The sequence below is a fragment of the Nocardioides sp. NPDC000445 genome, from assembly GCF_040300245.1.
Lineage (GTDB): Bacteria > Actinomycetota > Actinomycetes > Propionibacteriales > Nocardioidaceae > Nocardioides.
The window spans coordinates 62,134-85,283 of the sequence record NZ_JBEPDH010000015.1 but is presented as its reverse complement, the minus strand read 5'-3'; the positions used below and the strand labels follow the sequence as shown (position 1 = coordinate 85,283).

21 protein-coding genes are annotated in these 23,150 nt (G+C 67.7%); 9 read left to right on the top strand and 12 right to left on the bottom strand.

Going from position 1 to position 23,150, the window contains the following annotated elements; all coding sequences use genetic code 11:
* Positions 1–43 precede the first annotated feature (43 nt).
* A complete protein-coding gene (locus ABT304_RS20055) occupies positions 44–646 on the top strand; it encodes an AAA family ATPase (RefSeq protein ID WP_350717828.1) in 603 nt (200 codons plus the stop codon).
* Here the strand turns inward: ABT304_RS20055 and ABT304_RS20050 are convergent.
* From ABT304_RS20050 to ABT304_RS20000, 11 genes are all read right to left on the bottom strand, one after another.
* Positions 643–1,821, bottom strand: coding sequence for a hypothetical protein (locus ABT304_RS20050; protein ID WP_350717827.1), 1,179 nt, complete (start codon positions 1,819–1,821; stop codon positions 643–645). The two genes, ABT304_RS20055 and ABT304_RS20050, sit on opposite strands and share 4 nt — an antisense overlap.
* Before the next feature lie 30 nt (positions 1,822–1,851).
* The gene (locus tag ABT304_RS20045) at positions 1,852–2,973 is read right to left on the bottom strand and encodes a hypothetical protein (RefSeq protein ID WP_350717825.1); all 1,122 of its coding nucleotides are present in this window, start codon (positions 2,971–2,973) and stop codon (positions 1,852–1,854) included.
* Positions 2,973–4,082 carry a hypothetical protein gene (locus ABT304_RS20040; RefSeq protein WP_160025967.1) on the bottom strand — a complete coding sequence of 370 codons (1,110 nt, stop codon included), beginning with the start codon at positions 4,080–4,082 and terminating at the stop codon, positions 2,973–2,975. The genes ABT304_RS20045 and ABT304_RS20040 overlap by 1 nt, the downstream gene beginning before the upstream one ends.
* Before the next feature lie 100 nt (positions 4,083–4,182).
* Positions 4,183–5,121 carry a hydroxymethylglutaryl-CoA lyase gene (locus ABT304_RS20035; protein WP_350717823.1) on the bottom strand — a complete coding sequence of 313 codons (939 nt, stop codon included), beginning with the start codon at positions 5,119–5,121 and terminating at the stop codon, positions 4,183–4,185.
* Between the two features lie 70 nt (positions 5,122–5,191).
* On the bottom strand, positions 5,192–6,955 hold the full coding sequence (locus ABT304_RS20030; RefSeq protein WP_350717821.1) for a carboxypeptidase regulatory-like domain-containing protein: 1,764 nt from the start codon (positions 6,953–6,955) through the stop codon (positions 5,192–5,194).
* A 101-nt stretch (positions 6,956–7,056) separates the two neighbouring features.
* A complete protein-coding gene (locus ABT304_RS20025; protein WP_350717819.1) occupies positions 7,057–8,922 on the bottom strand; it encodes an acetyl/propionyl/methylcrotonyl-CoA carboxylase subunit alpha in 1,866 nt (621 codons plus the stop codon).
* 20 nt (positions 8,923–8,942) lie between these two features.
* Complete coding sequence (locus ABT304_RS20020; protein ID WP_160025970.1) at positions 8,943–10,469, bottom strand: carboxyl transferase domain-containing protein; 1,527 nt, start codon at positions 10,467–10,469, stop codon at positions 8,943–8,945.
* 76 nt (positions 10,470–10,545) lie between these two features.
* Entirely contained in the window at positions 10,546–11,109 is a 564-nt protein-coding gene (locus ABT304_RS20015) for an SACE_7040 family transcriptional regulator (RefSeq protein ID WP_350717817.1), read from the bottom strand.
* Between the two features lie 34 nt (positions 11,110–11,143).
* Positions 11,144–11,830: an SWIM zinc finger family protein gene (locus tag ABT304_RS20010; RefSeq protein WP_350717815.1), complete on the bottom strand. Its 687-nt coding sequence runs from the start codon at positions 11,828–11,830 to the stop codon at positions 11,144–11,146.
* Positions 11,827–14,526, bottom strand: a complete 2,700-nt coding sequence (locus ABT304_RS20005) for a DEAD/DEAH box helicase (protein ID WP_350717814.1) — start codon at positions 14,524–14,526, stop codon at positions 11,827–11,829. The genes ABT304_RS20010 and ABT304_RS20005 overlap by 4 nt, the downstream gene beginning before the upstream one ends.
* Before the next feature lie 99 nt (positions 14,527–14,625).
* Entirely contained in the window at positions 14,626–15,531 is a 906-nt protein-coding gene (locus tag ABT304_RS20000) for an alpha/beta hydrolase (protein ID WP_350717812.1), read from the bottom strand.
* A gap of 184 nt (positions 15,532–15,715) precedes the next feature.
* On the opposite strand from ABT304_RS20000, the gene ABT304_RS19995 reads away from it, so the two are divergent.
* The 8 genes from ABT304_RS19995 to ABT304_RS19960 all read left to right on the top strand — a co-directional run bounded on the left by ABT304_RS19995 (position 15,716) and on the right by ABT304_RS19960 (position 22,397).
* Positions 15,716–16,423, top strand: a complete 708-nt coding sequence (locus ABT304_RS19995; RefSeq protein WP_350717810.1) for a molybdopterin-dependent oxidoreductase — start codon at positions 15,716–15,718, stop codon at positions 16,421–16,423.
* A 68-nt stretch (positions 16,424–16,491) separates the two neighbouring features.
* A complete protein-coding gene (locus tag ABT304_RS19990; RefSeq protein ID WP_350717808.1) occupies positions 16,492–18,099 on the top strand; it encodes a DHA2 family efflux MFS transporter permease subunit in 1,608 nt (535 codons plus the stop codon).
* A gap of 11 nt (positions 18,100–18,110) precedes the next feature.
* On the top strand, positions 18,111–18,932 hold the full coding sequence (locus ABT304_RS19985) for an endo alpha-1,4 polygalactosaminidase (RefSeq protein WP_350717806.1): 822 nt from the start codon (positions 18,111–18,113) through the stop codon (positions 18,930–18,932).
* 65 nt (positions 18,933–18,997) lie between these two features.
* The gene (locus ABT304_RS19980) at positions 18,998–19,312 is read left to right on the top strand and encodes a DUF4333 domain-containing protein (protein ID WP_350717804.1); all 315 of its coding nucleotides are present in this window, start codon (positions 18,998–19,000) and stop codon (positions 19,310–19,312) included.
* Positions 19,313–19,592: 280 nt separating this feature from the next.
* A complete protein-coding gene (locus tag ABT304_RS19975; protein WP_350717803.1) occupies positions 19,593–19,910 on the top strand; it encodes a type VII secretion target in 318 nt (105 codons plus the stop codon).
* 11 nt (positions 19,911–19,921) lie between these two features.
* Complete coding sequence (locus tag ABT304_RS19970) at positions 19,922–21,541, top strand: hypothetical protein (RefSeq protein WP_350717801.1); 1,620 nt, start codon at positions 19,922–19,924, stop codon at positions 21,539–21,541.
* Between the two features lie 29 nt (positions 21,542–21,570).
* Entirely contained in the window at positions 21,571–22,026 is a 456-nt protein-coding gene (locus ABT304_RS19965) for a hypothetical protein (protein ID WP_350717799.1), read from the top strand.
* Entirely contained in the window at positions 22,026–22,397 is a 372-nt protein-coding gene (locus ABT304_RS19960) for a hypothetical protein (protein WP_350717797.1), read from the top strand. Before ABT304_RS19965 ends, ABT304_RS19960 begins: the two co-directional genes overlap by 1 nt.
* Here the strand turns inward: ABT304_RS19960 and ABT304_RS19955 are convergent.
* Positions 22,390–22,944, bottom strand: coding sequence for a hypothetical protein (locus ABT304_RS19955; protein ID WP_350717795.1), 555 nt, complete (start codon positions 22,942–22,944; stop codon positions 22,390–22,392). The genes ABT304_RS19960 and ABT304_RS19955 overlap by 8 nt on opposite strands.
* Between the last annotated feature and the right edge of the window lie 206 nt (positions 22,945–23,150).

The following is a 23,150-nucleotide window of genomic DNA, read 5'->3' as shown; positions in this document are numbered from 1 at the left end:
ACGGAACGCCACACTGTTGGTGTCCGCTTGGGAGGAGCAGTCGATGACCCTCGACACGACGTACGCCCCGATCAGCCCGGCCCGCGCTGCCGGGGCCGAGGTGAGACCTCACCTGCTCCTCCTGGGCGGCGTACCCGGTGCCGGCAAGAGCACGCTGATCCGCGACGTGGCCGACCGTCGTCCCGACGTACGCACCCTCGACCCGGAGACCCCGGGGCGCTGGCTCGCAGCACGGCTGCCGGAGGTGCCCTACCGCCTGTACCGGCCACTGGTGCACCTGTGGCACGCGATCGCGACCCTGATCCTGGTCCTGCTCGGCCCGACCCCCGGTCGTCCCACGCTCCTCGTCCACGACCCGGCGACCCGGCCCGGCCGGCGCGAGCTGCTCGGGCGGATCGCCCACGCCCGCGGCTGGCGTACGTCGCTGGTCATGATCGATGTGCCGCGCGTCGCGGCGATCGACGGCCAGCACGAGCGCGGCCGGATGGTCCGTACGGAGTCCTTCGAGCGCCACTGGCACCGCTGGACCGACGACCAGCCCCGGCTCCTGACCGCGGCGACCTTCGGTGACGCCGACAACTCCTGGGACCGGGTGCACGTCTTCGACCGTGCCCGGGCCGCGGGACGACTCGAGGCGCTCCTCTAGCGACGAATGAGGCGGTAGACCTTCAGGATCGCGCGACCCCACCAGCGCCGTTCGAGACCTTCGCGGGCCCGCTGCTTCGGCACCAGCGACCGGGTGTGCTCCAGCTCGGCGCGCAGCTCACCGACCTCGTCCTCCAGCCGAGCCTCGGACTTGCGCAGCCGGATGGCCTCCTGGAGCAGCGCGTCGATGGTGGCGATGCCGGCGTCGAGGACCTCGCGCGAGGAGATGGTGTCCGGGTCGACGAAGGGCTTGCCCGCCAGATCAGCGGGGACCAGCAGCTCCTCCAGCCCACCGACGACGTCGTAGCCGCGTCCCGACAGCGCCTTGACCCAGCTCTCGGAGAGCGACTCGACCCACGGCAGGATCGAGGGCGACAGCGCCAGGCGGGCGGAATCGCGGCGCTTGGCCAGCGTGCGGTGGGCCAGGAACTCGCGCACGAAAGGCCGGTAGTCGGCCGGCTCGAGCACGGGCACGACGGCCAGGTTGATCTCGCGGAGCAGCGCCGCCTCGGGCACACCGAGGGACGGGTTGCCGCGGTCGATCCCCTCGAAGTCGATGGTCAGGTCGTCGAGGCCGAAGGCGGTGGAGAACCGCTCCCACAGCAGCGACGAGGACGACCCCGGCGGCGGGACGGTGATCAGGTGGACGCGCTCGGGTGCGATCCCCTGCGTCCACCGGTCGAGGATGTCGGGCAGCTCCTGGACGCCCCAGAACCACGATCCGATCCGGCCCTCGCGGGCGGGGTCGCGGATCTCGTCGAGGAACTCGGCGTAGGTCACGACCGAGCGGTGCTTGACGTTCTCCTGCCACTCGGCCGGGATCTGCCGGGCCAGGTCGCGCGCGGAGAGCATGATGTGGATCTCGGAGTCGCCCAGCGAGTCCAGCGCGTGCTTGGCCTGCTGCCAGGAAGCGCTCGCCAGGATCTCGTGGGAGATGATCACGGTGCCGTTCTCGACCGAGCGCACCTTCTCCGCGAGTGCGTCCCAGGCGCCGGTCGCCTCCTCCTCGATGCCGCCCCAGGGCAGGTCCATCAGGTCGAGGGCTGCCAGGAAGTGGGCGTCGAAGCGGTCGGCGAAGTAGTGGACTCCCTGCTCGGCGAGGGACACCCGGTTGTGGAAGAGGACGTCTTGAAGATAGGACGTGCCCGTCTTCGGGGTGCCGACATGAAGCAGCACGCGCCGCCCAGTCTCCAACGTTCTACTCCTCTAGGAATGCCCCGCCAGCAATGACAACGCGAGCGCCAGCGCCCGGCACTCGTCGGGACCCTGCGTCGCCGCCCCCGAAGGGAGCAGCCGGTCAGGGTCTCCGTGGAGAGCGTATCCGGCTCGGACCAATGCATCACGTTGGGCCCGCGCCTGTGTTTCGAGCCAAGGCAAACTTTCCGCGGGAACGCCGACCTCCCGGGCATCCGGAACGAGCGGTTCGAGCTTTTCCAGCCGCGGTCGCAGCCGGTCGACCAGCAGCTTCCGCTGGATCTCGAGATCGGTTCGTACGCTGAGAACCTGCCCGATCACGCGCGCGACCTCGTTGCCCTCGGCCGAGATCGGCCAGGGGCCGGGCAGGCTGTCCACGCCGAGCAGGCCGGGCAACAGGGCAGGATCGGTGACGATCTCGACACGATCCTTCCCGACCCGCCGGGCCCACCAGCGGGCGATCCTGGGCAGATCGGCACGCGGGCCGAGCCAGCCACGCCACTGCGCGTCACGGATCCAGATGTGCCAGGGGTTGACCCGGTTGGTGAAGGTGCGGAACTTCCACGCACCGGCGGCGACCTCGTCGAGCGGGCCGCCGAGGACGTAGACGGTGTAGCCATCGGCGCCGGGCAGCCTTCCCTGCCGCTCCAGCTCCTCGCGGATGGGCAGCGTGAGCCACGGCGAACCGACCAGGCGATAGGGAAACTTCTCCTGCTCAGGCTGGGATTTCTTGGGTCGGCGCGACCACCTTCGCGGCCGCCGCGCGGGCGCCGTCTCCACGGTGGCGAGCAGGTCCTCGGCGAGCAGCACGCTCGCCGCCCTCAGCAGCTCTCGCGCCGACAGCGTCGCCGGATCGACCGGCAACGGGCCGTACGTCCTGGTCTCGGTGTCGCCGAGCAGCGGAAGGTCGCGGCGGCCTCGGCCGGGCGGGCTCGTACGCAGCAGGGCATCGACCCGATCAGGATCGGACGGGCCTGTCTCGTTGAGCCGCCGCAGCAGCTCGAGCATCTCGGCACCCGGCAGGTGGTCGGTCGTGAAGGGCGTGGCGGGCTCGGACCAGGCTGCCCACGGAGTCGTACCGCCCTCGCGCAGGTGCGCGGCCCAACCCCAACCCCTGGTGGGTGCAGCTGGCATCAGGAGCGTCGCCCCTTGACCCGCCGCATCAGGCTGGCGGCGCGGGAGGCGACAGGGCGCTGGGGCGGGTCGGTGCGCGCGGCCTCGACGACGACCGCGACCAGGGCGTCGATCGCCGCGTCGGCGACGTCCTTGGTGCGCGGCGCGTCCGGGTCGATCCACTCGACGTCGGCGTCGGGTCGCTGCGGGCGGAGGTCTTCGAGGTCGCCGGCGATGTCGACCTTGGCCAGCTCGGCCCACTCGATCCACGAGTCGGCGACCTGGTCGGCCCAGTCGAAGGCGGTCGGCGGCATGGTGACCCGTTCGCGGCCGTCGCGGTGGGCGAGGGTGCGCTTGGCGATCACCTCGGTGACCATGTGGCGGTAGTCCTCGCGGGGGAGCTCCTGCGACTCGAGCCGCGCGTTGAGCCTGCGCAGCAGCGTCGCCTCGGCGCGGCCGAGCGACTGGTTGTGGCGGTCGCTGTCGATCGGGGTCCAGGACTCCTCGATCCCGACCACCTCGCAGAACCGGCGCCAGAGCACCTCGCTCGGCGCGCCGTCGTGCGGCACGGTGACCAGGTGCACGCGCTCCGGCGGCAGGTTGCGCCCCCATCGGCTGAGCACGTCGGGCAGGCCGTGCGTACGCCAGAACCAGGCCGCCGAGCGCGACTGCTTCGCGGTCTGCATCCGCTCGAGGTAGCGCGCGAAGGTGACCTTGCGCTCGCGCTGCACCTGGTCCTGCCACTCCGCCGCCAGCACGCGCGCGATGTCGCGCGCGGTGTAGACGATGTGCACCTCGGTGCGCCCGCCCTCGCCGAGGTCGGTCATCGCCTTCTCGACCCGGTCGGGCCGGGCCCCGGCGAAGAGGTGGTGACTGATCAGGATCGTCTCGGACTCGTCACGGCGCACCCGTTTGACCAGCGCGTCCCACTCGCCGTGGACGGTCTTCCTCATCCCGCCCCACGGACGGTCGATCAGGTCGAGCGCCGGCCGGAAGAAGTCGGGCTGGCCGCCGACCGGATAGAAGACGCCATGCTTCTCCAGGGACACCCGGTTGTGGAACAACCTGTCCTGGAGGTACGTCGTGCCCGTCTTCGGAGCGCCGACGTGGAGGAAGACTTTGCGCGCCATGATCCCGCTATTCTGCACCAAGTTAGTAGAGATTGTCGCGGCGGTCCGTCTTTTGTCACCCGGCCGTCACTCTTGGATGCAGTCTAGGGCGTGTCTCCAGCTAGGACCGCAAGGCACGTACGACGGCCGAGGGACTCGGCCTGCCGAGGTGTCCGGCGAGCCAGCTGCTCGTATCGGCGACCTTGTCGAGATCGACACCGTGCTCGATCCCCAGGCCGTCGAGCATCCAGAGCAGGTCCTCGGTGGCCAGGTTGCCCGTGGCTGACTTCGCATAGGGGCAGCCGCCCAGGCCGCCCGCGCTGGCGTCGTAGGTCGTCACCCCGGACTGGAGCCCGGCGAGGGTGTTCGCCAGGGCCTGGCCGTACGTGTCGTGGAAGTGCAGCGCGAGCCGATCGGTCGTGACGTCTTCTTCCTTGAACGCCTGGATCAGAGCCTTCACATGGCCGGCGGTCGCGACGCCGATCGTGTCCCCGAGGCTGAGCTCGTCGGCACCGAGATCCAGGAGCTTCTTGCCCGCCTCGACGACTCGGGTGATCTCGACCTGGCCCTCCCAGGGGTCGCCGAAGCACATGCTGAGGTAGCCGCGGACGGTCATGCCCTCGGCCTTCGCACGGCTCATCGTCGGCTCGAACATCGCCCACTGGCCGTCGAAGGTCTGGTTGAGGTTCTTGTTGGCGAACGTCTCCGTCGCGCTGCCGAAGATCGCGATGTGACGCAGCCCGAGCTCGAGGGCCCGGTCGAGGCCCTTCTCGTTGGGGACCAGCACCGGAAGCTCTCTGGCCCTGTCCCCGAGCCGGTCGACCAGCTCTTCCATCAGCTGTTTCGCGTCCGCCAGCTGCGGCACCCACTTCGGGTGCACGAAGCTCGTCGCCTCCACCGGGCTCAGCCCGGCATCGAGCAGCCGGGTGATCAGGTCGGCCTTGATTCCAGTGTCGATCGCCGTCTTCTCGTTCTGGAGGCCATCACGCGCACCGACCTCGTAGATCGTGACCCTGCTGGGCAGGTTGTCGTGGCGTACGACTGCGGGGAGATCAGTCATGGTCGGCTCCTATCCGTTGAGAGTGTAGGCGCCCGGGGCCGAAACACACCCCGGGCACCATCGACACCAGCTAGCGCAGCTGCTCGCTGATGTCGACCGTCGCGGCGGCATCGTTGTAGCCGGTCGCGGAGACCGTCACCACCAACCGCAGCGCGTAGTTCTTGTAGCGGTCGGCCAGCGTGAAGCTCGAAGCCGCGCCGACCTCTTTGAAGGTGTCCGAGCTCGACCCCGCAGCAGGCGACCGAACCTGCCAGGAGTAGGTCACCTCGGCCCCGTCCGGGACGTCGACCGACGCGGTGAGCGTATTGCCGATGCGTACGTCTCCGGAGACAGCCGGCTTCAGGTCAAGGTCGCCAGGCGCAATCGGCGCGGTGCCCGACGCGATACCGAAACCCGGCTCCCAGGTGGGCTTGAACGCGTGGATCTCTACTCCCAGGGCCTGGCCCAAGTACCCAGCATGTACGTCCAGGGTCGTGCCAGTGGCGCCATCGATGGGTTCACCGTTGACGAGCCACTGATACGTGAAGGTCATTCCTTCTAGGCTCGTGTTCCAAATTCCAGGAACGACTTCGAGAGTTTCCCCCACCTTTGGCTCGCCAACGATCGTGGCGTTCTCCATGCAGATCAGCGAGCCGTAGGTCACCGCGACGGCGGCGGACTCGGCTACTCCATCGCTATAGCCATCCCTACTCGCTGTCACACGGACCTGAACATCGTGATTGGCATCGGCTTCAGCAGCAACATAGGTCGCCTCAGTCGCGCCGTCGATCGGCTGCCCGTCGCGTAGCCATTGGAAGGCGTAGGTGATTCCGTCGCCGATCCATTCGCCCGTGGTGGCGGTGAGTGTGTCTCCGACGTACGAGCGGCCGCCTTCGATCGTCGGGAGGGAGAGGTTGCCCACGCTCGGGAGGGTCAGGTGCAGGTCACGCACGATCTCTCCGGCGCCCTCGGTCACGGTGAAGTCAGACGAAGCCGACGCATGGACACCGTCCCGGGGCAACGCGAAGATCGTGTAACGCCCAGGCTCGAGCCACCGAGTCGTGTAGTGACCATCCTCATCGGTCCGAGTCGTGGTGTAGGTCTCGGGGCCCTCCGGGCTGGACCACACGACCTCGATGTAGACGCCGGGAAACGGACTGCCGTCGTAGCGAGTCACGATTCCAGTCGCGTGTGCGCCCATCGTCAGCTCGGCGTTGGCGGAGCTGGTCTCTCGCACGCTCACGGCAACGTCGTCGGCAGCCTCGAAGGAAGCCTTGTCGTTGTACCACTCGCTCAGGTGTCCTGAATAGCTGACGAACTCGAGCCGATAGTCACCCACAGGGAGGCCTCGGAGGGCGTACGCACCGCTTGCATCTGCGGTCACCCGATGATCTCCGCCTGCACCATCAGCTCGACGGGCGGTGACGATGGCAGACCCGACTGGCTGACCATCAGAACCGCGAACCGTCCCGGCGATCTGGCCACCGACGTGCACGACCACGTCAGCGACCGCTCCCGCGCCTTCTATGACCTGGACGCTCTTGATCGCCTGGTCTGCGTAGAGGTACGGGTCGTTGAATCCGAAACGCACGTCGTAGTACTCACCCGGCGTGAGCCCGTCGACACTGTAGGTCCCGTCAGCGCCAGTCGTGACCGAGCCGATCAGCTCTTCCTGCATGTAGTAGACGCCCACCTCGACGCCAGCGACAGGATTGCCTGCATCGTCGGTCGCCGTGCCACTGATGCTGTCGGGACCGCCCAAGGCTGCAGCCGAGGACATTCCTCCCACGATCCCTATGCCACCAATCGCGAGCAGCACGGCCAGCAATCCCGCGCACGCTCTCAGTGTCTTCATCTGATCTCCCTTTGTCCGATGCCCTTGAGGGCATCGGACACTATGGCCGAGGTCGTCTCGGACGTCCCTGCCTTTTCACTCCCTGGTGAACAGCAGGTCCGTCAGGCCTCCACCACGAACAGCTCCGCCCCGAGCGGCACCTGAGAGCCGGCAGCAGCGCCGACGACGGTGACCGTGCCGGCGAACGGGGCCTTGAGGGAGACCTCCATCTTCATCGCCTCCATGACACCGAGGACCTGGCCCTCCTCGACCTGGTCGCCGACCTGGACGCGTACGTCGATGACGGTGCCGGGCATCTTGGCCTCGACGGCACCGTCGCTGTGGTGGGCGGCGGCGCCGGCGACGCGGTCGGGTGGGGAGAAGTCGAAGCGGTGTCCTTGGTGGACGATCTCGGCGAGGCCGGGCTGGACGTTGATGGCCGCCCAGTGACGTACGCCGTCGACGATGGCCACGAGAACGTGGTCGGCCGCGCTGATCTGCCGGACGAGGTGGGTGTCTACGCGGCCAGAGGGGCGGTCGACGGTGACGCTGCGGTCGAGGTCGACGATGGTCGGCGCCGGTGAGCCGGCGAGGCGCCAGCCGTCGGCCCGGAACGGCGTCGTGGTGTCCGACACCGCCGACAGCATCGCGCTGACCCAGGCGACGAGAGCGCGCGGGACCTCGGGGTCGGGGGCGGGCACCTCGTTGCGGTCGAGCCAGGCGGTGTCGATCTCCGCGTCGCGGAAGGCGTCGGAGGCGGCCAGTACGCGCAGGAAGCCGGTGTTGGTGGTCAGGCCGAGGACCGCGGTCGCATCGAGGGCCTTGACCATCGCCGTACGGGCTTCCTCGCGGTCGGCGCCGCGGACGATGATCTTGGCCAGCATCGGGTCGTAGGCGGTCGAGACGACCTGCTCGCTCTCGAGCGCGTGCTCGACCCGTGCATCGGCCGGCCAGCGGACGATCGAGGTGCGGCCGGCCTGCGGCAGGAAGCCCTCGAAGGCGTCCTCCGCGTAGACCCGGACCTCGATGGCGTGACCGTCGATGCGTACGTCGTCCTGGGCGATGCCCAGCGGCTCACCGGCAGCGACCCGGAGCTGGAGAGCGACGAGGTCGGCGGCGGCCCCGTCGATGCGGACCGCCTCCTCGGTGACCGGGTGCTCGACCTGGAGACGGGTGTTCATCTCCAGGAAGTACGCCTCGCCGGACGCCTCGTCGAGGAGGAACTCGACTGTGCCGGCGCCGGTGTAGTCGACCTGGCGAGCGAGCGCGACGGCGCTGGTCAGGACCAGGTTCCGCTGCTCGTCGGTGAGCGTCGGGGCGGGCGCCTCCTCGATCACCTTCTGGTGGCGGCGCTGGACGGAGCAGTCACGCTCGAAGAGGTGGATGACGTTGCCGTGGGTGTCGCCGAAGACCTGCACCTCGATGTGGCGGCCCCGCTCGACGTACTTCTCGATCAGGAGGGTCTCGTCGCCGAAGGCGCTCAGCGCCTCGCGGGCGGCCGCGGCTCGAGCCTCGTCGAGCTCCTCGGGCGAGCGGACGATGCGCATACCCTTGCCGCCACCACCCGCCGCGGCCTTGACCAGCAGCGGGTAGGGGCTGTCCTCGCCCCGCGGAACCACAGGTACGCCGGCGGCGACCGCGATCTCCCGGGCCGCGTCCTTGCGGCCCATCTGCTCGATCACCTCGGGCGTCGGGCCGACCCAGGTCAGCCCCGCCTTCGCCACCGCGCGTGCGAACTCGGCCCGCTCGGAGAGGAAGCCATAACCCGGATGGATCGCCGCGGCGTCCGCCGAGACAGCGGCCGCGACCACCGCGTCGGCGTCGAGATAGGACGCGACCTCGACGGCCTCGTCGGCGTCGCGTACGTGGGGCGCATCCGCGTCGAGCGCGGTGTAGATCGCGACGGTGCGGATCCCCAGCTCGCGACAGGTGCGGAAGACGCGTCGCGCGATCTCGCCGCGGTTGGCGACCAGAACACTCTCGAACATCCCAGACTCAAACATCCCAGTCACATCCTGAAGATTCCGTAGCGGGGCTCGGGGGTCGGCGCGTTCGCCGCCACCGCGAGACCCATCGCCAGCACCCGTCGGGTGTCGGCGGGGTCGATGATGCCGTCATCCCACAGGCGCGCGGTGGCGTAGTAGGGAGAGCCCTGGGTCTCGTACTGGTCCCGGATCGGCGCCTTGAACTCCTCGTCGTCCGGCTTGCCGGCGACCGTCGCGAGCACCGATGCGGCCTGCTCGCCGCCCATGACCGAGATCCGCGCGTTGGGCCACATCCACAGGAATCTCGGGTCATACGCACGCCCGCACATGCCGTAGTTGCCGGCGCCGTAGGACCCGCCGATGACGACGGTGAACTTCGGGACCACGGAGCAGGCGACGGCGGTGACGAGCTTGGCGCCGTCGCGGGCGATGCCCTTGTTCTCGTACTCCTTGCCGACCATGAACCCGGTGATGTTCTGCAGGAACACCAGCGGGATGCCGCGCTGGTTGCACAGCTCCACGAAGTGGGCGCCCTTGAGCGCCGACTCGGAGAAGAGGATGCCGTTGTTGGCGACGATGCCGACCGGCTGCCCCTCGATGTGGGCGAACCCGCAGACCAGCGTCTCGCCGTAGAGCGCCTTGAACTCCTGCAGCTTGGACCCGTCGACGATGCGGCGAATCACCTCGCGTACGTCATAGGGGGTCTTCGTGTCGGCGGGCACCACGTCGGCGAGGGTCTCGGGAGACTCGACCGGCTCGTCGTACGTCGTCGTCCGCGTCTCCTGCTCCGGCAGGGTCGAGACGATCCCGCGGACGATCTCGAGCGCGTGCTTGTCGTCGTCGGCCAGGTGGTCGACGACGCCCGACTTCGTCGCGTGCACGAGCCCGCCACCGAGCTCCTCGGCGGTGACCTCCTCACCCGTGGCCGCCTTCACCAGCGGCGGCCCGCCGAGGAAGATCGTGCCCTGGTCGCGGACGATCACGGTCTCGTCGCTCATCGCCGGCACGTAGGCGCCACCGGCGGTGCACGAGCCCATCACGGAGGCGATCTGCGGGATCCCGCGCGCGGACATGTTGGCCTGGTTGAAGAAGATCCGCCCGAAGTGCTCGCGGTCAGGGAAGACCTCGTCCTGCTTCGGCAGGAACGCACCGCCGGAGTCGACGAGGTAGATGCACGGGAGGTTGTTCTCGGCCGCGATCGTCTGCGCCCGCAGGTGCTTCTTGACCGTCAGCGGGTAGTAGGTGCCACCCTTCACGGTCGCGTCGTTGGCCACGATCATGCACTTGCGTCCGGCGACGAGACCGATCCCGGCGACCACCCCCGCCGACGGCACCGCCCACTCGTCGCCGTCGTCGTACATCCCGTACGCCGCCAGCGGACTCACCTCCAGGAACGGTGACCCGGGGTCCAGGAGACCGTCCACCCGGTCGCGCGGGAGCAGCTTCCCGCGGTCGGTGTGCCGTTGCCGGGAGCGTTCGCTCCCCCCTTGCCGTACGCGCTCGAGCCGCTCTCGCAGCTCGAGCGTCAGCTCGCGCAGATTCGACGCCATGGACCGAGGTTAACGTTCATTAACCTCGGGTGACAAGCCCCACACCGAAGTCACCCGCGCCGGGACGACTCGGCGGCTACTCCGCGAGGGCTCCGCGGGCCATCTTGGTGAGCACGGCGCGGGTCGCTTCCTCGGGGAGAACCCGGTTGTGAGGGGTGGAGTTGATGAGGCCGAAGACGGCGTGGGCCATCGCGCGGGCACTGTCGAGGGCCAGCGCCGGGTTGCGGTCGCGGAGCTGGTCGGCCCAGAGGTCGACGTACTTCCGCTGCAGGGTGCGCACCTGCTCGCGCGCCTCGTGCGGGAGCGACTCCCAGTCGCGCTCCTGGACGACGATCAGGGCCCGGTCGCGCAGTGCGAAGTCGACGTGCCAGTCGATCAGCGCCTCGATGGCCTCATCGGTGCTCGACGCGCCCTTCACCCGGACGCGTCCTTCGCGCAGCAGCTCCTGGGAGATCGAGACGAGCATCTCGGCGAGCATCGCGTCCTTGCTCGGGAAGTGCTTGTAGAGCGCCGGGCCGGAGATGCCGCAGGCAGCGCCGAGCTCGGAGACGGAGACTCCGTGGAAGCCGCGGGCCGCGAAGAGCTCGGCCGCGGTGTCCAGGATCTGCTCGCGCCTGGTCTTCGTCTGGGCCGAGGTCATTGCACGAGGCTATCGCGTGAGCTCCGGAGGCATCTCACTCCTCGAGCAGGTGGCGTGCTCGGAGCACCGCGTCGAGCGCGATCTCGACGTCGTCGACCTGGTCGCGGGTCGACTCGCCGGGCGCAGCGACGTCGACCGCCGCCGGCCCTGCCGGCCGCTCCTGACGCAGCCGCTGTCGCAGGCCCGCCAGCAGCTCGTCGCGCTCCGCCCCACGCAGATGAAGCAGCGTGGACGCGTCGCGGTCGACGATCCAGCAGAGCTGGTGCAGCACCGCGAGCGAGTGGCCGCACACCGCGTGCCAGTGCCCGCACGTGCAGGTCACCGCGAGCTCCTCGCCATAGGGAACCAGCTCGACCCCGGCCTCCTCGGCGTGCTCGGCCACGTCCAGCGGCAGCTCCCCGGCCAGCAGCGCCTCGGCCCGCGCGGACGCGGCGCCGAGGACCTCCAGGAGCGCGGCGACGGACTCCGCGCCCAGCACCGGCACCGTGCCGCTCACGGTCCACAGTCCGCGCTCGTCGTCGACCGCGGCGGCAAACCTGCCGGGCTCGACGACCAGGCCGCCGATCCGACCCGAGCGGGCGAGTGACCGAGCGCCGGAGAGCTGGTTGTCGTCGTACGCCAGCTCCTCGATCGCCCGCAGGAACGCCCGCCCCCACCAGGACTCGACCCGCACCATCCCGCGCCGGTGCGGCTCGCGGGCGAAGGTCAGGACCTTGCTCATGAGGCGATCCGGCGACGTTTTCGGCGCTTCTGGGGACCGAGCTTGACCAGCTCACGGAGCTCGGCGTTGGACAGCTCGGTGAAGGCCGCCTCGCCACCTCCGAGGACCGCGTCGGCGAGGACCCGTTTACGCTGCAGCAGCTCCGCGACGCGCTCCTCGACGGTGCCTTGGGTGATGAGCCGGTGCACCTGGACCGTGCGCGTCTGGCCGATGCGGTGGGCCCGGTCGGTGGCCTGGTCCTCGACAGCGGGGTTCCACCAGCGGTCGACGTGGATCACGTGGTCGGCGCGGGTCAGGTTGAGCCCGACGCCACCGGCCTTGAGCGAGAGCAGGAAGACCGGCACCTCGCCGTCCTGGAAGCGCTCGACCATCCGCGAACGCTCCGCCACCGAGGTGCCGCCGTGCAGGAACTGGTGGGCGACACCGGCGGCGGCCCAGTGGGCCTCGAGGAGACGGGCCATCGCGACGTACTGCGTGAAGATCAGGACGGCCCCCGACTCGGCGAGCACGGTCGAGACCAGCTCGTCGAGGAGGTCGATCTTCTGCGACCGCCCCGTGATCCGCCCGCCCTCCTGCTTCAAGAACTGAGCCGGGTGGTTGCAGATCTGCTTGAGCCCGGTGAGCAGGCTGAGCACCAGCCCGCGCCGCTGCGGGTCATCGGCGTCGAGCCGCTCGATCCGCGCCATCGCGTCGCGCACGTACGCCTCGTAGAGCACCGTCTGCTCCCGCGTCAGCGACAGCAGGTGATCGGTCTCGGTCTTGGGCGGGAGCTCGGGAGCCACCCCGGGGTCGGACTTGCGGCGGCGCAGCATGAACGGTCCGACCAGCGCCGCGAACTCCTTCGCCTTCGCGACGTCGGCACCGGCCTCGATCTGGCTCGCCCAGGCGCGGCGGAAGGCCAGCCGACTCCCGAGCAGACCCGGCACGCACCAGTCGAGCAGCGCCCACAGCTCGGTCAGGTTGTTCTCCACCGGAGTTCCGGTCAGCGCGACCCGGGCGTGTGACGGGATCTCGCGGAGCGCCTTCGCGGTCGCGGAGGCAGCGTTCTTCACGTGCTGCGCCTCATCGGCGACGAGGAGCCCCCAGGACACCGCCGAGAGCAGCTCGGTGTCGCGCCGCATCGTGCCGTACGTCGTCAGCACCACCCCGTTCGCGCCGTCGACGTCGCGCTCGGCGCCATGGTGGCGGCGCACCTCCACCTCGGGAGCGAACCGGGCGAGCTCGGCCTCCCAGTTGCCCAGCAGGCTCGCCGGGCAGACCACCAGGGTCGGCCCCGAATGCTCCTTCTGCCGGTGGAGGTGGAGCGCGATCGTCATCAGGGTCTTCCCGAGCCCCATGTCGTCGGCCAGACAGCCACCGAGCCCGAGCGAGGTGATCCCGGCCAACCAGGTCAGCCCCTCGACCTGGTAGCCACGCATGGTGGCCTGCAGCTCGGCCGGCACGTCGACAGCAGGCCCCGAGGTCGCCGCGATGACCTCGTCGCGAAGGCGCGCGATCGAGGCTCCGATGATCACCTGCTCGCCCGGTGCCGCCTCGGCGACCTCCTTCGGCACCTGGCCGGTCAGGGCGACGGCCAGCGCCTCCCCGCCGCTGATCCGCTTGAGCAGCCGCTTGCGCGCACGTCGGAGAACCGAAGGATGGACCACCGCCCAGGCCCCTCTCAGCCGCAGCACCGGACCCGCGGCCGCCGCCAGGGAGTCCATCTCGGCGGCATCGAGCGGCTCGCCGCCGAGTGCTAGCTGCCACTGGAAGGCGAAGAGGCCCTTCTCCCCGAGCGGCGACTCGCGCATCAGGTCCTCGCGCGCGTCGGTCGATGAGGACGCCACCCGATCCACCGCCACCGACGTCGTCAGGTCCCGGGACAGCGAGCGCGGCCAGAGCACGTCGACACCGCGCTCCTTGAGCCACTCGACCCCGTCCTCGAGCAGGCCGACGACCTCATCGCTGGCCAGTGTCAGGGACGAGGGCACCGGCAGGTCGAGCAGCCTGTCGAGCACGGGCCACGCCTCCGCGGCGCCGCGGAGAGCTACCTGCGCATGCGTACGCGCCCGAGGGCCGAACCCGTGGTCGTCGGCCTCGTCCCACAGCCGAGCGGCATCGGCCACGTGCAGCGGGTCGGCCTCGCCGTGCACCTGCGGCACCAACGTCAGCGACCCGATGAGCAGGTCCTCCTCCGGCGCCTCGACCCGGAACGAGAGCCGCACCAACGACGGCAACGAGGCCGTCACCGGCCCCTCGTCGGTCCGATAGCGCGACAACCGGGTCTGCAGCGACTCCCGGAACGCATTCGACCCGGAGGCCTTCGGTGCCGAGGTCGGAACCGCGTCCGCGACCGCGGCCACGATCTCTCGCACCAGCAGCTCGGCCGCCTCGTCGTCCAGATCCTCATAGGCGCGCGACGAGGCCAGCAGGCGCACCCGCTCCTCGTCCTCAGGTGTGTAGCGGACCGCCCAGGAACCATCGGCCGGCTCCAGCTGCCCCGCCGCCACGAACCGGAGCCCGAGATGGGCCGCCGACGCGACCAGAGCGACCGAAGGATGCAGGTCAGTGGCTGCGTACGCCTTCTTCAGGACCGGCAGCGCGGCCCGCATCGGCAACGAGACCGACCGCCGGGAGTCCACGAACTCGACGGCCGAGTCCCGCGGCGGCTGCGCCGGGCGGAAGACCGCACGACCGGTGACGGGTACGAAGGACATGGACACGACCGTAGCCGCCACCACGGACAACACCCTTCATGCCGAAACCGAAGCGATGATCAGGAATCGCGCGGTGAACCCAGGATCAGTGCGTCAGGGTCAGTCGCCGAGTGCGGTGCGCAGAGTGGTCACCATCAGCTCGATGGCCTCTTTGGCCGCCGGCACCGGGCCGGTGTGGGTGAAGTAGTGGTCGACGCCCTCGAACACGCGGTGGGTGACCGGAACGCCCGCGGCGTCCAGGGCCTTGGCGTAGGCGTCGCCCTCGTCGCGCAGGCGGTCGTTCTCCGCGGTGATGACCAGGGCGGGAGGGAGTCCGGCGAGGTCGTCGGCCAGTCCCGGCGAGACGAGGGGATCCGCGCGGTCGACCGGATCGGGGACGTACGCGTCGGTGAAGATCCGCATGAGCTGAGGGCTGAGCAGCGGCTTGGCGATGAGGGACTGCTTGGTGGCAGGGTCGGCGACCTGGTCGAGCGGGGCAGAGTCGATGATCTGGAGGCGGGGCGTGAACGTGCCGCGATCCCGGGCCAGGCGGCACACCGCGGCTGTCAGGTTGGCGCCGGCGCTGTGTCCGCCCACGGCGAGCCGTGAACCGTCCCAGTCGTTCGCCGGCCCGTTGTCGGCGATCCAGGCGGTGACGTCGTATGCCTGGGTGACGGGTACCGGGTACGGCCTCTGCGGTGCGACGGCGTAATCCACATTGATCACGACACAGCCGGCCGTGGCGGCGATGTAGCGGCAGATGTGATCGTCCTGCTCCGGGCGGCCAACCACGAAACCGCCCCCGTGGAAGTTCACGTACACGGGCGCGAGCGCCGCAGTCGTAGCCGTGGCCGTGGCCGGCGGGCGGTAGACGGTGCACGTGACCGGTCCGGCACCGGTCTCCACCCGCAGGGCTTCCGTGCGCTTCGGGACGTCGGCGAAGCGCAGGTCCTTGTGGACGCGCGCCATGACGCGACCGAGCAGCAGCTGGATGCCTCTGGCCTGGATTCTCGAGCTGAAGGGCATGGCGTCGCCTCGTGTCTACGAAGTAGAAATAACAGGAATCCTGATAATGAACCATCCTGCCCCGCCGCACAAGGCTCGGCGGGTCACCAGCCGCCGGCACCGACGGTTTCTCATCCTCGAGGATGAGGTGATCGCTCCCCAAGGTTGAGGCGCGCCGTGCCGGAGCCCTGCCACGGTGGCTGACATGACCAAGACCACCCAGCCGCCCGCAGCACTCCCGCCCGGGCAGCGGCAGATCGACTTCTTCCCACGCTTCGGCCGACGTACCGACCAGCCCCCACCGACCGTCTCCGCACATCCGACAGTCGTCTTCGGCGGAGCGCTCACGACGCCGATCGAGCTCGCCGTGGACGAGATCGTCGGTGCAGATCGTCGCGAGCTCGACGCCGCCTTCCACTGCGTCGCCGGCTGGTCGGTGACCGACCTCGCCTGGGAAGGCGTCGCCTTCGCCACCGTCTATCAGCGGTACGTCGCACCGGCCCTCGTGCCGGGCACGGTCGTGACACACGTCCTCGTGCGCGGCCTCGACGGCGAACACTTCGTGGCCGAGCTGAACGACCTCCTGGCCGAGGACGTCCTGCTCGCCGATCGACTCGGCGGCCGTCCGCTCGACGGCGACCACGGCGCCCCGCTGCGTCTGGTCAACCCGGCGCAGTACGGGTACGCCAACATCAAGCACGTGTGCCGCATCGACGTGCTCACCAGCGCGCCCCAGGCAGGCTCACCGGCGCTCGTCGACCGGCTGCTGCAGTCCCATCCGCGGGCGCGGGTCTGGGAGGAGGAGCGCCACGGCACGGTGCCCGGATGGCTGATCCGCCCGGTCTACCGAGCGATCAAGACCCTCATGCTCGCCTCCGCTCGCCAGCGCTCGCTGCAGCGAGAACGCGGGTGAGCCAGGTCACTGGTCAAAAGTAAATAATGGCTAGGGGACCTATCAACCCACACGTAGGCTGTCAACCCGTGACAGACATTTCTGCCAAGCCTGAGAAGGCGCCCGACGACCACCTCGACAAGAGCGTGCTCATCGTCGCAGGCGTCGTCGTGCTCGGATCGATCATGTCGATCCTCGACATCACCGTTGTCTCCGTCGCGCTGGAGACCTTCCAGCGCGAGTTCGACGCCACCTCTGCCGAGGTCGCCTGGACGATGACCGGCTACACCCTCGCCCTGGCGACGGTGATCCCGCTGACCGGTTGGGCTGCCGACCGGTTCGGCACCAAACGCCTCTACATGACCGCGATCGTGCTCTTCGCGCTCGGCTCGGCGCTCTGCGCGCTGGCCACGACGCTGCCGATGCTGGTGGGCTTCCGCGTACTCCAGGGCCTCGGCGGCGGCATGCTGATGCCGCTCGGCATGACGATCCTGACCCGCGCCGCCGGCCCCGAGCGGGTCGGTCGCGTGATGGCGATCCTGGGCGTACCCATGCTCCTCGGCCCGATCCTCGGCCCCATCATCGGTGGCGCGCTGATCGACTCGGCCTCGTGGCACTGGATCTTCCTGATCAACATCCCGATCGGTGTCGTCGCCCTGGTCTACGCCTGGCGGGCGCTGCCCAAGGACCACGTCGAGCCGTCGCAGTCCTTCGACTTCCTCGGCATGGTGCTGCTGTCCCCGGGTCTGGCGCTGTTCCTCTACGGCGTCTCCTCGATCCCCGAGGCCGGCACCCTGCTGGACACCAAGGTCCTCTCCTTCATGGTCGTGGGCCTGGTGCTGATCGCCGCGTTCATCCCGTGGGCGCTGTCGTCCCGCAACGACCACCCGCTCATCGACGTACGCCTCTTCGGCAACAAGGAGCTCACCGTCGCGGTGATCACCCTGTCGATCTTCGCGATGGCGTTCTTCGGCGCCTCGCTGCTCTTCCCGCTCTACTACCAGCAGGTACGCGGAGAGGACGCCCTCCACGCCGGCCTGCTGCTGGCTCCGCAGGGTCTGGGCGCGATGGTCACGATGCCGATCGCCGGCATGCTCGCGGACCGCACCGGTCCGGGCAAGATCGTCCTCAGCGGTCTCACCACGATCGCGGTGGGCATGTTCATGTTCTCGCGCCTCGACGAGGCCACGCCGTACTGGTACCTCCTCCTGTCGCTGTTCATCATGGGCCTCGGCATGGGCGCGACGATGATGCCGACCTTCGCCGCCGCCCAGGCGACGCTGCGCGAGCACACCATCGCCCGAGGTACGACGCTGGTGAACATCGTCCAGCAGGTCGCCGCCTCCGCCGGCACCGCGCTCTTCTCGGTGCTGCTCACCAACGCCCTGGCGGGCAAGGAGTCGATCGCCGCAGCGGATGACCTCGCCGACAAGCTCGGGGTCCCGGCCGGCGGTCTGGAGAAGTTCATGGCCGACCCGGCCAACCAGCAGAAGGTCGGTGAGGCTGCCGCTTCACTGGGTCTCGACCCGGCCAAGCTGCCCGAGGTCTTCAAGGCCATCCCGGCCGAGATGGCCGAGGCGTTCTCGACCACCTTCGTGATCGCCGCGATCCTGGTGCTGGTCACGCTCATCCCCGCGTGGTTCCTGCCCAAGAGCAAGGCCGAGCACGGAGCCGCCGCTCCGACGGTCCTCCACTGACCCGCTCATTCATGCGGGGCCGGGCTGCCACTGGCGGCCCGGCCCTCGCTGCTCTGGTCGGCCTGTTCGCCCTGACAGGCTGCGGCTCCCCTGCGGTCGCACTCCCACCGACCGAGGGCGTCTTCGACTATCAGCTCGGCGCTCCTGCCGATCGGCTGACCGATGGCACGCCTATCGACGTGGTCGTACGCGACGCCACCGCCGCCCCTCTCGAGAACGCCTACAACGTCTGCTACGTCAACGGCTTCCAGACCCAGCCCGGCGCCGACTGGTCCGATCGCCCGTCCGCGCTGCTGCGCGACGCTTCCGGCGATCCCGTACGCGACCCCGACTGGCCCGACGAGCTCATCCTCGACCCCTCCACCGCCTCTGCTCGCGCCTCGATCCTCGAAGTCGTCGGCCCGATCATCGAGGGCTGCGCAGACGACGGCTTCGACGCCATCGAGATCGACAACCTCGACACCTGGACCCGCTTCGACGCGATCTCGAAGGACGGCGCCCTAGCCCTGGCCTCGGCATATGTCACCGCCGCCCACGACCTGGGTCTGGCGATCGCCCAGAAGAACGCCGCCGAAGCCGCCCGACTCGCCCACTACGACCTAGGCTTCGACTTCGCCGTCGTCGAGGAGTGCGGCGCCTACTCCGAATGCGCCGCCTACACCGACGTCTACGGCTCGCACGTGCTCCAGATCGAATACCCCGACTCGCTAGCCGAAGCCGACCTCACCTTCGCCGACGTCTGCGCCGACCCCACCCGCGCCCCGCTCACCCTCCTCCGCGACCGCGACCTCGTCGGACAGGACGACCCTGCGTACGTCTATGACGCCTGCTGATCGCCAGCTCAGCACAGTTAGCGCAAGACGGTCTCTTACCAAACTGTTCATGGTTACATGGCGCTATGACATCCAAACGCGTCATCTCGGGCGCATTCGCGGGCGCCGCGCTCCTGATCACCACTGCCTGTTCTGCCTCTGTCAGCACCGGAGGCTCCCTAGAGGAGACGGAGCTCGAGAAGCAGGTCTCGAGCCTTCTGGAGAAGCAGGTCGGCCATAGACCGGACAAGATCGACTGTCCTGGCGACCTCACGGCCAAGGAGGGCACAACGATGCGGTGCACGCTTGCCGCCGGTGGCGACGAGCTAGGCGTCACCGTCACGGTCACCGAGGTCAAAGGAACCAGGGTGAACTTCAATCTCGAAGTTGATGAGAGTTGACGGGGCTTCGAAGGTGGCTTCAAGTGTGGACGCCAGATGAAGTGGCACTCGGGCAAGCGCCTCGAGAGGAGCTGGAGCATCCAACTCAGCGGCCGCAACGACTCCTCAACCGGCGACGACCCCGAAGTCGGATTGACCCCGTGCGCGCGATTCGTGCCAACGAGGTTCACACCTGCCTCGCACCTGTGCGATCTTCTACGTTTAGAAACCCAGTTTGCGGGTATGAGGGTCATGAGCGGCCACCCAACCAATCTCGGGCCGCGACATCTTGGGGGCACACATGAGCAGCGACATCGTCGTCATTCCACGGGACCTGCGTCGTTCGGCTAGCAACATGGAGTCGGCTGCGGACGACGTCACGAAGGCCGATCCGAGTAGCCATATCAACGCGATCTCGTCCGCGATGCGCGGCAGCGCCAGCGCCAGACGGGCCGGAGAGCTCGAATACAAGTTGCAATGGCGCTTCGAGAACTGGCCGAAGAAGGCCCGGACCTACAGCGAGGCCTTGGTCAATGCCGCCCGCGAGTACAACGCGGCGGACCACGACGCGGGAGCAGCTGGCCGCCAGAGCGAGCAGCAAGTCAACTCGGTGGGCTGAGGAGACGTCGCGTGCCTACGATCGCCGAACTGCTCGACTGGCAACCTGACAGCCTCGCCAGCCTGGCAGACAACCTCTTCGCGTCGCGTCGCAGGCTCAAGGGCCTACAAGACGAGATCAACACCGGAAAGCCTCCTGTGTCTTGGGACGCTCCGGCCACACCGAGCGCGATGAACGACTACGAAGACCTACACCAACGCCTCAACGACATCGCCGCACAGGTCTCGGACCTCGCCGTCACCGTAGAAGAAACCTCAGCGGAGGTTCGCGCGGCTCGGTCGGCCCTCGAGGATGCGTTGGCCGACGCCAGCGTCGAGGGATTCTCAGTGGACCGTCAAACGGGTGACATCACTGCACCCGCGGTCCCGGTGGAAGAGTTTCCTGCAGGTGACCCTCGTCAGATCACCGAGAATGTGCGAGTTCAACGGGAGACCCGAAAGCGGGACGAGCGGATGGACCAGATTGGTGCGGACATCGACCGCGCATTGAAGCGTGCCGACGCGGCCGACGTCGCTCTGGCGAAGGCCATGATCTCCAGCATCGAGTACGAAGTGCGTGGGGGCGACGGCACCATCGCAGAGGCCATGGCAGCCCAACTACCACCATCCCTGGAGGGCCTGACTCCAAAAGAGATCGCCGAGAAGCTCGGCGGCGACATCGGCCTCGCAACGATCAAAGCCTATCTTGAAGGAGAAATGCCGCTCCACAGATGGTTCAAGGCTGAATACGGCGTCGCAGCCGATTACAAGGTGATGATGGACGGCACAGTGAAGATGAGCCTTCAGGTCGAAGGGGGCATCGGAGCCGCACTCGCTGGGTCCGGCGGAGGGGCGAGCCTCATGGCCGGCCGAACCGGCGAGGTTGAACTCAGCTTCGACAGTGAAGAAGAGGCAGAGCGTTTTTTGAGTGGATTCGAAGATGCTGCCACTGACATCGACCTATCGACACTCCGAACGGGCGGGGGTCTGGCCGGCAACCTCGCCCGGAATATTGCCGAGTACATTCGTGCCCAAGAAGTCACTGGTCTAAAAACAGGGGTCTATGCCAAGGGTGAGATCAAGTTCGATACGAACTTCGTCAAGGGCGACGCCAATGGTCGTATCGATGCCTACCGAGACTTCGATCAGAACGAGTACGGGTTCAAGGTGCACGGCGCCTTGAACGGCGAAAGTAAAACGTCCGGCGTAGGCGGATCCGCAAGTTTCACCGGCGAACTCAAGACAGACCTGGACGGCACACCTAAGTCGCTCTCCCTGGCAGGGGAAGTCAGCGGAAAGGTCGCGGCGGAGAAGTTGGGCGTAGATATCCCCGGCGCACGTGGCGGGACAGGCGCTGATGTGGAACTGAAGGTCGACCAATCGAACGTGATGTGGGACGAGATCCAAGAGGCCGTCAAACGGGGCGACATGGATCGCGCGACCGATCTTGCCATGGACCATGGTCAGGTTGTCGTCAAGCAGACCGCGATTGGCGGCTCAGATTTCGACGCCAAACGACCAGAAGGCGGGATCGAATGGGGAACCGAGTCCAGGACTACCCAGAATGTGTGGGTCAGAGACGCAAACTCGAACGAAGTCGTCTCGATCGATCCGAAGACCGGCGCCGCAAAGCCAGTAACAGGAGGAAACTAATGCCGGCCATGGCTGACCCGCCAACTCTGATGAATCTCCAGACCGTCAATATTGGCTCGGTTCAAACCAGTGCGCCCCGAAGTCCGTGCCATCACGTTATAGGATCCCACGGCGAGGTGTGGCAATGGTACGGGGATGGCCGCGACCTGATCACGAGAATCGTTGCCGTTCGCCGTCCATGCATGCCATCAGCGACCGCCGTTCGTCACCTGTTGATTGCAGAGATGCGCCGTATCTCGGACGAGTTTGACGACGACCCCACCGACACGGAAGTGTGCGTTTCCCAGGTGCGCGGATCACAGGCGGCCTTCCACGCCACCTCATCCGGAATCACCAGCGGGATACGCCTGCACAATGCTGTTCTGATGGCGACGGATGGAAGCTCGCTCTATCTTTCTCGAGTCGTCTCACCAGACACCGCCGACGGAAGAGGGCTCGCCGAAGCCATGCACTCAAACATTCAATTCTCTCGGAGGGCAGGCTAGTGCTGAAAGTCATTGGTTTCTTTGTTGGTTCGATCGTACTGTTGGGCGCGATCTTCGCCGGAGTGGTCTGGTTCGTCTTCAACAACGCCGAAGACCAGAGTTACCTGACCAAGCGCGTCGCCGCCACGGAAGTTCAGTCCAAATGGAACGGCGACCAATACATCGTGGTATACGGCTATGATGTTGACGGGGCCACGTACTATGGCGAAGACCGTTTGTACCGCCGGAACTGGCAGCCTGGCGATAGCCTTCGGGTTTGCGTCGATCCAAGTGACGTGGCTCAGCACGCCTTGGCGAATCAAGAATGCGGATCGTCCTCCCAAGGCACTTCCACCCAAACGGGAACGACGACGAAACCTTCAATCAATTAGTGTCCGCATTCGGTCGAACCACGCGCATCGCACGCTCCACCAACTGGGCATGGTAGTAAGTCGATGACCTCGGATGCCACAGCATCACTACTATTGCGATCGCCAATGCCTCGTTGACGATGTTGTAGGCGATGGACGGAAAGATGAGCGTGTCGGACAAGGCTGATGTAACGATCACAAATATGGCGTAGAGAAGTCCGATCGACGCCAGCACCGTAGCGACGATGCGCGCCCATCTGAACCCCTGTCGATTAGTCAGAGCCATCGTTACCCAAAGGCCGACTTCAAGCACCGCAAAGCCGATAGCGACCCCCATCGAGATCATCAGTCCCGTCTGAACTAATCCGTCTGTGGTGGCGTAATCGGCTCCGAATGTCTTCCGGTTGGTCGCATCTACCTCAAGATAGAAGACGTAGACGCCGAGTACCGTCATCGCTGCACCGACCCACATTCCGATGACTGCCCACTTGATAGTCCAAGGCCGCGAATGCTCCGTCGATGGCCGGACGGTCGCGCCGAGTCCAGCGTTGCCTTGCAGATCTGACATGAAATCCCCCCGAGTCGGCTTCGAGACCACGGTACTTGATGCCAACGGCCTTGACATAGCAACGTTCTTCGTGCCTGCACGGCTAGCTTGTGTCGTCGTCCTCGAACCGATTCGGGGGCCAAGGGGCTCGAGATCCCCTATCTGGGCCCAAGGTGGCCAACCCGAGAGTGCCGGGTTGGCCACCCCTTTCGACGGGGACCATCAGG

Excerpts from the sequence above, each read along its gene's own strand:
- ABT304_RS20055 (WP_350717828.1), top strand. The coding sequence starts at position 44 with ATGACCCTCGACACGACGTACGCCCCGATCAGCCCGGCCCGCGCTGCC.
- ABT304_RS19965 (WP_350717799.1), top strand. The coding sequence starts at position 21,571 with ATGAATCTCCAGACCGTCAATATTGGCTCGGTTCAAACCAGTGCGCCC.
- ABT304_RS20015 (WP_350717817.1), bottom strand. The coding sequence starts at position 11,109 with ATGACCTCGGCCCAGACGAAGACCAGGCGCGAGCAGATCCTGGACACC.
- ABT304_RS19980 (WP_350717804.1), top strand. The coding sequence starts at position 18,998 with ATGACATCCAAACGCGTCATCTCGGGCGCATTCGCGGGCGCCGCGCTC.
- ABT304_RS20010 (WP_350717815.1), bottom strand. The coding sequence starts at position 11,830 with ATGAGCAAGGTCCTGACCTTCGCCCGCGAGCCGCACCGGCGCGGGATG.
- ABT304_RS19985 (WP_350717806.1), top strand. The coding sequence starts at position 18,111 with ATGCGGGGCCGGGCTGCCACTGGCGGCCCGGCCCTCGCTGCTCTGGTC.
- ABT304_RS20035 (WP_350717823.1), bottom strand. The coding sequence starts at position 5,121 with ATGACTGATCTCCCCGCAGTCGTACGCCACGACAACCTGCCCAGCAGG.
- ABT304_RS20000 (WP_350717812.1), bottom strand. The coding sequence starts at position 15,531 with ATGCCCTTCAGCTCGAGAATCCAGGCCAGAGGCATCCAGCTGCTGCTC.
- ABT304_RS19975 (WP_350717803.1), top strand. The coding sequence starts at position 19,593 with ATGAGCAGCGACATCGTCGTCATTCCACGGGACCTGCGTCGTTCGGCT.
- ABT304_RS20005 (WP_350717814.1), bottom strand. The coding sequence starts at position 14,526 with ATGTCCTTCGTACCCGTCACCGGTCGTGCGGTCTTCCGCCCGGCGCAG.
- ABT304_RS20030 (WP_350717821.1), bottom strand. The coding sequence starts at position 6,955 with ATGAAGACACTGAGAGCGTGCGCGGGATTGCTGGCCGTGCTGCTCGCG.
- ABT304_RS20025 (WP_350717819.1), bottom strand. The coding sequence starts at position 8,922 with ATGTTCGAGAGTGTTCTGGTCGCCAACCGCGGCGAGATCGCGCGACGC.
- ABT304_RS20020 (WP_160025970.1), bottom strand. The coding sequence starts at position 10,469 with ATGGCGTCGAATCTGCGCGAGCTGACGCTCGAGCTGCGAGAGCGGCTC.
- ABT304_RS20040 (WP_160025967.1), bottom strand. The coding sequence starts at position 4,082 with ATGGCGCGCAAAGTCTTCCTCCACGTCGGCGCTCCGAAGACGGGCACG.
- ABT304_RS19995 (WP_350717810.1), top strand. The coding sequence starts at position 15,716 with ATGACCAAGACCACCCAGCCGCCCGCAGCACTCCCGCCCGGGCAGCGG.
- ABT304_RS20045 (WP_350717825.1), bottom strand. The coding sequence starts at position 2,973 with ATGCCAGCTGCACCCACCAGGGGTTGGGGTTGGGCCGCGCACCTGCGC.
- ABT304_RS19955 (WP_350717795.1), bottom strand. The coding sequence starts at position 22,944 with ATGTCAGATCTGCAAGGCAACGCTGGACTCGGCGCGACCGTCCGGCCA.